11 protein-coding genes and 1 pseudogene are annotated in these 12,601 nt (G+C 71.9%); 5 read left to right on the top strand and 7 right to left on the bottom strand.

Translation table 11 applies throughout. From position 1 onward, the window contains the following. Positions 1–35: 35 nt before the first annotated feature. The 6 genes and pseudogenes from ACOBQB_RS07150 to ACOBQB_RS07125 all read right to left on the bottom strand — a co-directional run bounded on the left by ACOBQB_RS07150 (position 36) and on the right by ACOBQB_RS07125 (position 7,125). Positions 36–281 (bottom strand): hypothetical protein, encoded by a 246-nt coding sequence (locus ACOBQB_RS07150; RefSeq protein WP_423590511.1) that lies wholly within the window; start codon positions 279–281, stop codon positions 36–38. 10 nt (positions 282–291) lie between these two features. Continuing rightward, a complete protein-coding gene (locus ACOBQB_RS07145; RefSeq protein ID WP_423589670.1) occupies positions 292–1,158 on the bottom strand; it encodes a polysaccharide deacetylase family protein in 867 nt (288 codons plus the stop codon). Between the two features lie 85 nt (positions 1,159–1,243). Then, the gene (locus ACOBQB_RS07140; RefSeq protein ID WP_423589668.1) at positions 1,244–2,836 is read right to left on the bottom strand and encodes a carboxylesterase/lipase family protein; all 1,593 of its coding nucleotides are present in this window, start codon (positions 2,834–2,836) and stop codon (positions 1,244–1,246) included. Continuing rightward, positions 2,833–3,532 (bottom strand): annotated as a pseudogene (locus tag ACOBQB_RS07135) (alpha/beta fold hydrolase). The gene ACOBQB_RS07140 and the pseudogene ACOBQB_RS07135 overlap by 4 nt, the downstream one beginning before the upstream one ends. Before the next feature lie 87 nt (positions 3,533–3,619). Then, a complete protein-coding gene (locus ACOBQB_RS07130) occupies positions 3,620–5,032 on the bottom strand; it encodes an MFS transporter (protein ID WP_423589666.1) in 1,413 nt (470 codons plus the stop codon). Between the two features lie 737 nt (positions 5,033–5,769). Beyond that, positions 5,770–7,125, bottom strand: a complete 1,356-nt coding sequence (locus tag ACOBQB_RS07125) for an FG-GAP and VCBS repeat-containing protein (RefSeq protein ID WP_423589664.1) — start codon at positions 7,123–7,125, stop codon at positions 5,770–5,772. A gap of 409 nt (positions 7,126–7,534) precedes the next feature. Here ACOBQB_RS07125 and ACOBQB_RS07120 point away from each other — a divergent pair, with 409 nt between their 5' ends. Beyond that, a complete protein-coding gene (locus tag ACOBQB_RS07120; RefSeq protein WP_423589662.1) occupies positions 7,535–8,698 on the top strand; it encodes a LacI family DNA-binding transcriptional regulator in 1,164 nt (387 codons plus the stop codon). 11 nt (positions 8,699–8,709) lie between these two features. Here ACOBQB_RS07120 and ACOBQB_RS07115 read toward each other — a convergent pair whose 3' ends face one another. Further along, a complete protein-coding gene (locus tag ACOBQB_RS07115; RefSeq protein ID WP_423589661.1) occupies positions 8,710–8,883 on the bottom strand; it encodes a hypothetical protein in 174 nt (57 codons plus the stop codon). A gap of 499 nt (positions 8,884–9,382) precedes the next feature. Between ACOBQB_RS07115 and ACOBQB_RS07110 the strand changes: the two genes are divergently transcribed. The 4 genes from ACOBQB_RS07110 (at position 9,383) to ACOBQB_RS07095 (ending at position 12,504) form a co-directional block, all read left to right on the top strand. Continuing rightward, positions 9,383–10,597, top strand: coding sequence for a Cmx/CmrA family chloramphenicol efflux MFS transporter (locus tag ACOBQB_RS07110; protein ID WP_423589660.1), 1,215 nt, complete (start codon positions 9,383–9,385; stop codon positions 10,595–10,597). A 507-nt stretch (positions 10,598–11,104) separates the two neighbouring features. Further along, complete coding sequence (locus ACOBQB_RS07105; RefSeq protein WP_423589659.1) at positions 11,105–11,587, top strand: RidA family protein; 483 nt, start codon at positions 11,105–11,107, stop codon at positions 11,585–11,587. Positions 11,588–11,670: 83 nt separating this feature from the next. Next, entirely contained in the window at positions 11,671–12,249 is a 579-nt protein-coding gene (locus tag ACOBQB_RS07100) for a TetR/AcrR family transcriptional regulator (protein ID WP_423589658.1), read from the top strand. A 168-nt stretch (positions 12,250–12,417) separates the two neighbouring features. After that, positions 12,418–12,504 carry a tryptorubin family RiPP precursor gene (locus tag ACOBQB_RS07095; RefSeq protein WP_423590462.1) on the top strand — a complete coding sequence of 29 codons (87 nt, stop codon included), beginning with the start codon at positions 12,418–12,420 and terminating at the stop codon, positions 12,502–12,504. The last annotated feature ends 97 nt before the right edge of the window (positions 12,505–12,601 follow it).

Raw genomic sequence — 12,601 nt, 5'->3', positions numbered from 1 at the left:
GGCGCCGAGCCGGTGCGGTCGGGCCCGCCGGCCGCTCAGCCCGAGCACGTCGTGCGCTGGGCCTCCTGCCACTCACAGACCGGGCAGAGCGTGATGCCCTTGTGCGACTCGGGGTACTCGGTGGGGGCCTGGCACAGCACGCACTCGGCGAAGGGGCCGTCCGCCGGGGCCGCGTGCGCCGCGGGCCCCGGCCCGGCCGCCCCGCGCTCCATACCCGTACCCGTACCCGTACTCGTACCAGCACTCGTATTCGTGCTCGCGCAGTAACCGTCGTCCGCCATACGGTCCAGCCTAGCTCCGCGGCCCGGACGTCCGCTTCGCCCCGATCTGCTCCGACACCTTCACGAACCGGAAGCCGCGCTCGCGCAGCTTCGGGATGATCGTCCGCAGTGCGCGCTCCGTCGTGGGGGCGGCGCTGCGCGTGCAGTGCATGACGACGACCGACCCCGGCCGCACTCCGTCGAGCACCTGCCGGGCCACCGCGTCCGCGTCCGTCGCGAAGGCGTCGCCGCTCACCACGTCCCACTGCACGGCGGTGACGCCGGCGGATGCGAGCGTGCGCAGGGACTGCTCGTCGTAACAGCCGCCGGGGAAGCGGAAGTACGGCATCGCACGCTCGACGCCCGCCTTGCGGAAGGCGTCGAAGGCGCGGTCGATGTCGGCGCGCATCCGCGTCGGCGGGACGGTCGGCAGGCCGTAGCAGTTTCCGGTGAAGGCATGGTGGCTGTACGAGTGGTTGGCCACCTCGAAGAGCGGGTCCCGGCCGATGCCCTTGGCCTGGTCGGGATACTCCTCGGCCCAGCGGCCCGTCATGAAGAAGGTCGCGGGCACCTTCAGCCGGCGCAGCGTCGCCACCAGCTCGGGGTGGTCGAACCGCTCACCGGCCGCCGCGCGGGCCCCCTGGTTGGCGGTCATGTCGGCGTCGAAGGTGAGCGCGACCGTACGGCCCTCGGTGCGGGGGCCGTGGGCGAAGACGGGGGTGAGGCCGGAGGGGCCGGGGGCGAGCGTGGGCGGGGCGGACGGCGAGGACGACGCGGCCTTACCCGATCGGCCGGGCGTCGCGGGGTCGCCTGCCGAGCAGCCGACGAGAACGGTGGTCAAGGCGCTGAGGGCGCTGAGGGCGCAGAGCGCGGCGCGTCTCCGTACGAAAGTGATCACGCGGTGACGATATATGGGAAAATGTGACAAATGGGGTTATCGGTCTGTGGTGGTGCCGCGCGACCACCCGTCTGGGCCGGGCCGGTCAGGCGCCCGGCGTGGCCTCCCCCTCCTGCCGCCACAGCCGCCGGCGGTCCGGCAGTGGGTCGTCGGCCACGTGAGTCCCCTCCGGCCCGCCGAGGATCATCGTCGGGCGCCGGGCGGGGTCGAAGCGCGGCCAGGGCGGCAGGAGGGCCGAGGCGGGCGTGCCGTGGCGGGCGAAGTGGGCCCAGGCCTCGCTCATCGCGTCCGCCAGCGGCTGCGGTGCCTCGTCGCCGACCCATGAGCGCAGGCCGGGGCCGTCCAGGACGTCGAACACGTACGGGATCTCCAGCGTGTGCGCCGCGCCGAGTCCGCCGCCGAGCGCGGGCGTCGTCTCCCGGAAGAGGTACGACCACGCAGTACCGCCGCCCGCCGCGTGGGCGTCGAGGAGTGCGTCCGTCTGCGCGCGGAACAGCACATCGGTGATGAGCGCCGCCATCGATTCGGTGGGCGCCGTGCCCGCCGGGCCCTCGTGCGCCTCGTACACCGCGCGGGCCCGCGCCGCCCGCTCCGGCGCGGGGAACGCCGCGCTCAGCGCCGCCTCGAAGACCTCGGGCCGCACGGCGGGGCCGAGGCCCGCGAAGAGGCGGCCCTCGTGTTCGTTGGTCCCCGCGAGGACGGGAATGTGCGCGCACGCGCCGTTGCGCAGCGCCCGCACCGGCGGCACCGGCAGCACCGCACCGTCCACGACGGGCACGAAGGGCAGCCGGTCGAAGGGGTGGCGGCTCAGCAACTCGTTCTGCGCGGCCAGGAGTTGGCCCGCCGTAGCCGTACGTACGTCCGCGTCCCGGCCCGCCTTGCCGCGCAGCGCCACCATGAACGCCTCGGCGACCCGCGCCGCCTCCTCGGCCGTCCTCGTCATCCGCGCGGGCGCGCTCTGGAGGATCGCCCGGTGGAACAGGGGCCGCGCGGCGGGGGCGCCGAGCAGCATCGCGACACTGCCGCCGCCCGCCGACTCCCCGAACACCGTCACCGACCCCGGATCACCTCCGAAGCGCCCGATGTTGTCCCGCACCCAGCCGAGCGCGGCGATCTGATCCTGGAGGCCGAGGTTGGCCGACTGCGCGTACTCCGGGCCGAGAAGGCGCGGGACGTACAGCCAACCCAGCGCGCCCAGGCGGTAGTTGAGCGACACGACCACCAGGTCGTGACGTTCGGCGAGGCGGGCGCCGTCCGTCCACACCTGCAATCCGCGGCCCTGGACGTACCCGCCGCCGTGCACCCACACCATGACGGGGCGGCGGCCCATCGTCGACGGCGTCCAGACGTTGACGGTCAGACAGCCCGCCTCACCCGTGGCGATCCGCTCGTAGCCGACGACGTTCTCCAGGAGCGGATCACCGCCCTGCGGCGGTGCGGGCGAGACGGTCACACAGTCACGTACGCCGTTCCAGCGCGCGGGCCCGACAGGCGGCCGGAAGCGCAGCTCGCCCACCGGGTCGGCGGCGTAGGGAATGCCGAGGAAACGCCGCACGCCACGGTCGCCGAGGTGTTCACCGCGCACCGCGCCGCTCGTGGTGACGACGGTCGGCGCACGGCCGGGGAACTCGCTCCCTCTCCCGGCATCCGTGCCCGCCGGAGGAACCGTCGCGCTCACAGCCAGCCCTCCAGCGATGCCATGAACGCGTCGAAGTCGTCGCGATGGATGGTGTGTCCCGCGCCCGCGACCGTCCGCACCTCGAACCCGCGCCGCCTCAGCTCGTCCTTCATCGCCTCGTCGACCAGCGGACTGGGGTCCGCGACCTGCACGAGCGACGGGACGACCGGCTTGCCGGGCGTGCGGTCGACGGCGTGCGGGCCGCCGAGCGAGAGCGCGGTGTCCGCGTCCCAGGCGGCCAGCGTGGCGAGTTCGATGTCGACGTCGGCCTCGTCCCAGCGCGGGTTGAAGCGCGCGATCGTCTCGCGCGTGGCCCCACGGAACTCCGCGAACGCCGCCGGATCGAGCGAGCCGAAGCCGGCGCCGTCGAGCGCCCACGCCGGGTCGGAGTAGACGGCCCGCGCGGGCACCAGACGCTCGGCCGCGAGGGCCAGCGCTATCGCGCCGAGCGAGTGCCCTATCGCGAGCTCCGCGCCGGCCTGGCAGCGTCTCGACGAGGTCGTCCGCGAAGACCTCCGCGCCGTACGCGCCGCGCCCGCTCGCGCCGTGACCCCGCAGATCGACACCGATCACGCGGTAGCCCCGCTCGGCGAGCGCGGGCCCCACGCGCCGCCACGTGCGGTGGTCCGACATGATCCCGTGGACCAGGAGGGCGACGCGGTCACCGGTTCCCCATTCGTGGGTGTGCAGCTTCATGACGGTACCTTTCTTGACCTGCTTGACCTGCTTGACCTGCTGGTCCTGCTTGTTCTTCTACACGTCCGCCGGTCGGCGCGCGTCGGTTCAGCGCACCCCCCGGATCGGCCGCACGGCGAGCGCGCCCAGCACGGAGAGGACGGCCCCGGCCACGAACAGGGCGGTGTAGCCGCCGCCTTGCCCGCCGCCGCAGAGCAAGACGATCACGGAGGCGGCGAACGGCGCCAGGATCTGCGGCCCCGCCTGCGCCATGTTCAGGACGCCGAGGTCGCGCGCCGCGTCCTCGGCGCTCGGCAGGATCATCGAGACGAGCGCGTTGTCGACGGCCATGAAGCAGCCGAAGCCGAGGCCGTTGAGGACGGCGAAGACGAGCATCGCGGGCCAGGTCGGCGAGATCGCGGGGACGAGCAGCGCGACCGCGGAGATCACCGCGGAGAGCGCGACGAAGAGCTTGCGGCGGTCCAGGCGGTCGGAGAGCACTCCGCCGACGATGGTGGAGGCGGCCATGGCGACCGCGTTGACGGGCGTCAGGATCGCGACGGCGTCCTGCGGCTCGATGCCGGACGGCAGGTCGACGTGGTCCTGGAGGATGTACAGCTGGTAGCCGAAGACGCAGAAGTAGCCGAGGACGAGCAGCGCGCGCCCGATGAAGGCCCACCGGAAATCGTGGTGACGCAGGGCACCGAGGAACGCCGCGAATTGCTTGTTGAGCGGCGGCGCGGGCTTGGTGTCGGCTGCTGTGGCCTGTTCGTTGGGTGGCGGTGCGGGCTCGGTGTCGGCCGCTGCGGCCTGCGCGTACAGCGGCACCGGCCCCGCCCCGGCCGCCTCGGGCAGCGGCTTCTCGCGGGCCAACGACGTGAACAGCACGGCCGAGAGCGCCACGAAGGCGCCCAGCACGAGGTAGCCGGTGGCGATCCGGTCGGCGAAGGCGGAGCCGAGCAGCGCGCCGAGGATCGAGCCGACCGGCATGCCGAGGCCGACGGCCGCCGAGGCCCTGCCGCGCGCGGAGAGCGGCACCCGGTCCGGGACCACCGAGGTGATCGCGGCCTGGTAGACGTTCATCACGGCCTGCCCGAGGCACCACGCGATGGTCACGAGCAGCACCGTCCCCACCCCGCCGAGCAGCCCCATCGCGCCGACCGCGGCGAGACCGCCGCCGAGGATCCACGGGTTGCGGCGCCCCGAGCGGTCGGAGAGGGCGCCCGCGACCGGGTTGAAGAGGGTGGCGAAGACCGCGCTGACGCCGCTGACCAGGCCGAGCATCGCGACCTTGTCGGCCTTGTCGATCTGCTCGATCTGGAGGGGGAGCAGTACGCCGCCGACGCCGACGTAGAGCGTGAACATCGCGGTGTTGCCGAGCATGAGGAGCGGCATCAGGCCACGCGGTGCGCGGTCGGGCCCGGCGGACCCGGGCCCCTCGGCGCCACCCTGCCCCGGCGGCGCCGAGGAGGAAGAGGGGCCCTGCTGAGGATTCTGGTCCTGACGAGCGGAAAGGGCCACGGTGCCCTCCTCCTCGGACGGTCGGTCGCGGTGACCGAAAACGATGCGTGACACGTGTCACCTGACACGTGTAACGGATTGTTTAGCAGTGGACGATCCGCTGCACCAGCTTTCTGACCGAAGAAGCCGCTACGGCTGCGACTGGCACCAGCTTTCTGACCGAAGAAGCCGCTACGGCTGTGACTGGCACCGGCTTTGTGACCGAAGAAGCCGCTACGGCTGTGACTGAGCGTCCTGTCTGCCCGATCCGCACAGGCCTCGGAGCCAGCGGTGGGCCGGGCGGTGGCCTGTGAGCGTCACGCTCTTCCAGCGCCGAGCGCATGAACCGGCAGCGCTCCTTGTTGCGGCGTCGCGTCCAGAGGACCCAGTAGCAGAAGGCACCCACACCCACAGCGAAGAGGGCGGGAAGGGCCGGCGAGCCGGTGGCTGTTCCGAGGATGAGGCAGGCGAGGGCGGCCCCCGTGCAGATCGCACCTCGGATCAGCCATCGGACCGGGTGTGCGTCCTGCCGGAGAAGGGCGGCGATCCCCATACCCAGCGGGAAGATCAGCAGTGCCTGCGCGAACAGGCTGCGGTCGAGCCAGCGCTTTAAGCCGTGCGCGGCCGGTGCCTCCTTGGAATCGACAGGCTGATGGTGTCGTGTCGATTCCCCGCGTACCCCGGACGGGCCAGGTGTTGACGGGCAGTTGATGGAGGAAAATCTCCGGGGGCAGCGCTGGCTCGACCTCCTCCAGGGGCTACTGCAAGAAGCTGTCGATGGGCGCCGCGTCGTATTCCGTCGCGCCCGCCGTGGTGATGCCGCTGGGTGAGCCGGGCAGCCGCAGAGCGTCGACGGCGCTCACATACAGGTCGGCCGTTCCGTCACCGTCCGTGTCGCGCAGCCGTACCAGGCCACCGAACTGGTCGTCGGCCGTCAACGGGCCCGGGACACCGGGGGTGTTGCGGGCGAACCACTGTGAGCCGGCACCGGACAGGCCACTCGCCCGCCCCTTGAAGACATGCACGCCACCCGCGTGGTCCTTGCCGTCGATCTCCTCGTCCCGCACGCCGACCGCGAGGTCCGGGTAGCCGTCGCCGTTGACGTCGCCCGCCGAGACGGATGAGCCGAACTCGTCGTAGTTCTCCGGGGATCCGGCGACACCGCTCGTCGACTGGGTGAGGCGGGCGCTTCGGGACGGGCCGCCGGACGAGCCGTACCAGACGCTGACGCGGCCCTTGTGCTTCGAGTAGAGGGAGGTGCCGATGGCGATGTCGCCGTAGCCGTCCTTGTCGAAGTCGGCGATGACGCCGTCGCCGCCGCGCTCGGTGCTGCCGCCGTTGCCGGCCTGGGATTCCAGGCGCAGGGTCCCGCCCGGGGTGAGCGAGTTCGCGCCGCCCTTGATGAACCAGGCGTCGGACGCGATGGTTTCGGGGTTGACCACGTCTCCGATGATCGCGAGGTCGGTTTTCTTGTCGCCGTTCACCTTGCCGGAGATCAGGGCCGAGGCGTAGAAGGACGTCGTCTTGTCGAGCTTGGTCACGGTGCCGGTGGCGCCGGAGCGCTTGAGCGGGCCGCGGTAGACGTAGGTCATGGATTCGTTGATGACGGCCAGGTCCTGCTTGCCGTCCCCGTTGAAGTCGCCGGTCGCCAGGTCCTTGCCCATGTAGTTGTAGCGGCCCGGGTTCTTGTTCGGGAGAGTCGTGCCCTTGGACAGGCCGGAGGCGGAGCCCCACAGGATCGTCACGGCACCCTGGAAGCCGTTCTCGCCGGTGGCCGCCACAGCGAGGTCGCCGTATCCGTCGCCGTCGAAGTCCGCGGCGGCCCGTACCTCGCCGAACATGTCGTCGGCCTCATCGGCGCCGGGCACGCCGGGGCTCGCCTGGGTGAGGCGCTGCTTTGCGGAGCCGGGCCCGGTGGCGGTGCCGAAGACCACGGTGACGCCGCCGCCCCCTCTGGCGCTGAAGCTTGAGTACGCGTAGTCGCGGTAGCCGTCGCCGTTGAAGTCGTCGCCGTGCTTGGCGGGCGCGGCGCTCGCTGCCGCGGCGGGCAGGGTGAGGGGGGTGAGGCCCGCCACCAGGAGAGTGGTGAGCGTGGCTGTGGTGCGGATGCGCATGGGTGTTGGGTTCCTTGTGAGTCGAGAGGCGGAGCGAGTGGGAGGGCAGGCGGTGGGGTCAGTCGGCGACGCGGGCGCCGAACCGGAACCGGAAGCGGATGCGGGAGCGGGGTGCGTGGCCGGGTGGCGCGGGGATGTCAGCGAAGCTGAGACTGGTGGTGGGGCCAAAGGGTTGTACGGGGCGCCTTGTTCTCGGTACTGGGCGATGCTCCGCGCGCGGAGGGCGTTCCGGCCGTCCTGCTGCCGAGTTCACCGGACCAAACGCGTCGAAGAGTCGAAGAAGGGCACAGAAGGCCGTAAGAGGCTGTAAGAGCCCGTAAGAGGTCGTCAGGAGCCGTACGAGGACGTAAGGGGTGGTGCGAGGCGGTAAGGGGACGTATGAGGTCGCCGTGAAAGGATGCGCGGCAGGATGAACGACAGCTCACGCCCCGGGCAGGACGGGTCCGCCACGCCGCCCGACCGCGCCGCGACGTCCCCGGGGCCGGCCCAAGCCACGCCTTCCGGGATCCCGGCCGCGGCGCCCCGGGGGCGAGCCGGGACCACGCCCCCCGATGCCCCGCCCACCAGCACTTCCGTCGCCCGGCACGCCGGTGTCTCGCGGGCGACCGTCAGCTACGTGCTCAACGGCCTCGCGGCCGGCCGCGTCAACGAGGCCACCCAGAAGAAGGTCCGCGAGGCCGCCGAAGAACTCGGCTACGTCCCGCACGCGGCGGCCCGCTCCCTGCGCTCCGGCTCCAGCGGACTCGTCCTGATCGCCGTGCCCGCCGACACCGCGCCCGCCTTCGGCCCCCTCTTCGCGGGCTTCGTCGCGGGCTTCCAGTCCGCGCTCCAGGAGTACGGCTATACCGGGGTCCTGCACGGCGCGAGCACGGGCGGCGCCCCGCTGGAGGCGGCCCGCGCCTGGGCCGAGTTGCGGCCCGCCACCGTCCTGACCACTCACGCCGGCTCCCTCACCGGACCCTCCGTCGAGCTCCTGAAACGCTCCGGCACCTCCGCCGTCGTCTCCTACGGTCCACCGCCGGCGCCCGGCGCGCACGGCATCATCGTGGACCAGGAGGAGGTCGGCGCCGTGGCCGCCGGGCACCTGCTCACGGCCGGGCGCCGCCGCATCGGTGTCGTGGTCCCCGCCGAGCACGGTCTGGAGATGTTCGGCGCACCACGCCTCACGGGCGCGCGGACGGCCGCCGCCGCGTTCCCCGGGGCGCGGATCCTGCCCCTGCCGCTCGCCCGCACCGAGGAATCGGCGGACCGACTCGCCGCGACCTGGCGGGAGTTGGACCTCGATGGCGTGTTCGCCTACAACGACGAGTACGCGATGCTGATGATGCGCGCGCTCCAGGACGCCGGAGTCGACGTACCCGGCGAGACCGCCGTGGTGGGCGCCGACGACCTCCTCATCGCCAGGCTGCTACGGCCGCGCCTGACGAGCGTACGGATCGAACTGCCCACGCCCGGCGAAGTGGCCGCGCTCGTGGACCGGCTCGTCCGGGAACCGTGGACGCCGCCCGCGGTGCACCGGCGTTCGTCGGCGCACATCGAGGCGAGGGAATCCAGCGGCGGGGCGCGGCACTGAGGGGGGCAGCGTCAGTTCTGGCGTCGGTTCTGGGGTCGGTTCTTGCTCCGCAGCAGCAGAGCGACGAGGACCAGGGCGAAGATGACGAACACGACGACGAACGTCTTCGCCCCTCCGCTGGACGTCCACAGCTTGGCCAACTCGACGGACGTGTCGGCCCATTCGGGCGATGGTTCCGGAGTCACGTCTTCTCTCCTTCCAGCTCTGCACCGCTTGGTGATGCGCGCTGCCGACGTGTGCTTGCCGACGTGTGCTTGCCGTCAGGGCGGCGGGTGCGGCCGGTTTCCGATCACGATGATGGGCATGGTCCTCGGCGACGTCTCCTCGCGCGCTGCGACACGGGAGACGTAACCGCCCGGATCCTCCTTACCGTCCGGTCCTCCTTCCTGGGTTTCCTGCTGCCTCTGACGTATGCGTAGCGGGTGAGGCATGCGGGTGCCCGCGCTGGGCGGCCGGATCCATCCGCACTCCGGGGTGTTCTCGCCGGTTCAGGGGTGAGCAGGGGAACCCTGTTCTGAAGCGTTCGCTTCAAAATGTGTTAGCGTCCTGACTCGTCGAGTTCTGAAGCGGTCGCTTCAAAAGGCGGTGCGACGCGCGCGGCCTGATGCGGCTTCCGTCCCGTTCTCCCCGTCCCATCAGTCTCATCCGTCTCATTTCTTTTTGTCCGATCGGAGGACCCCTCCCATGCCACCTGCGGTGTACATAGTGGGGCTCGGCATCTTCACCCAAGGAACCTCGGAGTTCATGCTGTCCGGCCTGCTGCCGGGCATGGCCGACGACTTGGGGGTGTCGATCCCGGATGCCGGCCTGCTCATCTCGGCCTTCGCGATCGGCATGGTCGTCGGCGCGCCGCTGCTCGCCGTCGCCACGCTCAGCTGGCCGCGCCGCACGGCGCTCGTGTCGCTCCAGGCCGCGTTCGTCGTGGCGCACGTGGTCGGTGCCCTCGCGCCCGGCTACGCGGTGCTGTTCGTCTCGCGTGTCGTCAGCGCCCTCGCGTACGCCGGTTACTGGGGCGTCGCCGTGGCCACGGCGGTCGCGCTCGTCCCGGTCGCGGCGAAGGCGCGGGCGGTCGCCGTGGTGGCGGGCGGGCTGACGCTCGCCACTATCGTCGGTGTCCCCGCGGGCACGGTGCTGAGCCAGTACGCCAGTTGGCGCGCCGCGTTCTGGGCGGTGGCCGCGGCCACCGTGGTCAGTCTCGTCTGCACCCTGCTCGTGGTCCCCGGCGGCCGCGGCGAGGGCGAGCGGCCCTCGGTCAGGGCCGAGCTGCGCGGCATGGCCCGGCCGCAGCTGTGGCTCTCGTACGCCGTCACGGCCTTCGCCTTCGGGGCGGTCATCGTCACCTTCAGCTACCTGGCGGCGCTCCTGACCGAGGTCAGCGGGGTCCCGGAGGGGTGGGTGCCGGGGATCCTGGCCCTGTTCGGTGTCGGCGGCCTCGCGGGCATCGTGATCGGCGGACGCACCGGCGAGACGCGGCCCCTCGGCACGCTGGGCGTCGGGCTCGGCGGGCTCGCCGTGTTCTCCGCGCTGCTCGCCCTCACCGCGCACGTCACGGCCGTGGTGCTCGTGCTGGTCTTCCTCCTCGGCCTCGTCGGATACGTGACCAACCCGGCCCTCCAGTCACGGGTGTTCACGCTCGCCCCGGACGCCCCGACGCTCGTCGGCGCGACCAACACGGCCGCGTTCAACGTCGGCAACACCGTGGCCCCGCTGCTCGGCGGCCTGGCCATCGACGCCGGGTACGGCTACGCGTCGGTGGCCTGGGTCGGCTCGGGCCTGGCCGTGGCGGGAGTGGCCGGCGTGCTGTGGGCGGCGTACCTCCAGCGCTCGGGACCGAAACGGGAGGCGCCGCTGCCGCGTACGACGGTGCTCTCCCGCGAGACCGCCAAGGCGGAGGCGTGAGCGGGGGCGCGGCGCGCGGGGAGGCCCGCGCGGTGCACGTCCGGGAAGTCAGTGCGGCCCGTGGCGGGGAAGCCGGCGTGACTCCCGTCCGGGAAGTCAGCGTGAACCGTGGCCGGGAAGCCGGTGCGACCCCCGCCCAAGAGGCCGGCGTGCCCCGCACTCAGGAGGCCCGCATGCCCCCCGCCCAGGAAGCTCACATGCTCCACACCCAGGGAGCCCGCATGCCCCGTGCCCAGGAAGTCCATGTGACTCCCTCTAGGAGGCCCACATGCCCCGCACTCAGGGAGCCCACGTGACCCCCCTCCAGGAGGCCCACATGCCCCCCGCCTAGGAAGCTCACATGCTCCACACCCAGGGAGCCCGCATACCCCGTGCCCAGGAAGTCCATGTGACTCCCTCTAGGAGGCCCACATGCCCCGCACTCAGGGAGCCCACGTGACCCCCCTCCAGGAGGCCCACATGCCCCTCACCCAGGAAGCTCACATGCCCCACACCCAGGGAGCCCACATGCCCCGTGCCCAGGAAGCCCACGTGACCACCCTCCAGGAAGCCCACGCGCCCCGCGCCTCAGAAGCCCCCGCCACCCCCCTCCAGGAGACCCCCGCCACCCGCGTCCGGGTGACCGCTGACCCCGACTGGTACGAGTCGGCGGGTATCTCACTCGGTATCCGCGTCGGTGACCTCGTCTTCACCTCGGGGCAGGCGCCGATCGACGAGTACGGTGACACCGTCGGCGCCGGGGACTTCGAGGCGCAGGCCCGGCGGGCGCTCGCCAATCTCGGCACCGTCCTCGGCCACGGGGGCTCCGGCCTCGACCGGCTGGTCAAGCTCACGGTCTTCGTCACCGACATGTCCCACCAGGACGTCTTCGCCGAACTCCGCGCGGAGCACTACACCGCTCCCTTCCCCGCCGAGTCCTTCGTCCAGGTCGCCGCGCTCGCCGACCCCGAGTGGCTGATCGAGATCGAGGCGGTCGGCGCCGTCGAATGAGGCCGGGCGCCCGGCGCCGGACAGGGGTGGCCGGGCAGGAGTGAGTTTTGTCGGTGTGTTCCAAAACGTCTACTGTGGGGTTCATGGCCAGGCCACGAGAGTTCAACGAGGACCGCGTCGTCACCGCGGCCATGGAGACGTTCTGGCGCCACGGATACGAGGGCACCTCGACGCGTGACCTGTGCGACAGCACGGGCCTCGGGCCTTCGAGCCTCTACAACACCTTCGGCGGCAAGCGGCAGCTCTACCTCCGCGCCCTTGAGCGCTACCACGACACCGCCACCGCCGAACAGGTCGAGATCCTGCGCGGCCCCGGCCCGGCGAAGGAGCGGCTGCGCGCCATGATGCTCCACGCCGTCGACGCCGACCTCGACGACGCGGACCCGCGCGGCTGCTTCGCGATCAACGCCGCCGTCGAGGCCGTCGGGCTCGACCCGGAGGTCAAAAGGGCGGTGCGGCGCAGCTTCGACCGGGTCGAGGAGGAGCTGTGCGCGGTCGTGGAGGAGGGGCGGCGCGCGGGCGAGTTCCGCTCCACCGGCGACGCGCGGACCGTGGCCCGCCGGGTGCAGAGCACCTACTACGGGCTGCGTGTCCTCAGCCGCGTGCACGACGATCGCGAGGTCCTGCTCGCCACGGTGGACGGGGCGCTCGCCGACCTCTGACGCGCGCCGCGCTGACGTCCCACTCACGTGCCCCGCACGCGGGTCCGCTTCCGGGGTTCCGAACGGGCCCGGTAACCCTCATCACCTGCGCGTTCACTGATTGTTGATCAGCTCCTTGGATGCTCCGCTGGTCCAGTCCGTCAGGAACGAACGGCAACGACCGGAGGTATGAGCATGAAGATGGTTCGCTCGCTCAAGAAGAAGATCACCGGAGAGAAGAGCCTGAAGGCGTACGCCTGGTACCACTGGTACTAAACCTGGCGAACCGTTTATCCCGCGCGTCCCGTCCACCCCGCGCGCATCGCGCATCGCGCATCGCGCACCGGGCGGGGCGCGCGTCCCATAGGGACGC

The sequence above is a fragment of the Streptomyces sp. G5(2025) genome, from assembly GCF_049542075.1.
Lineage (GTDB): Bacteria > Actinomycetota > Actinomycetes > Streptomycetales > Streptomycetaceae > Streptomyces.
Note: the sequence above shows the minus strand (reverse complement) of the source record. Positions and strands in the feature narration are given on the sequence as shown.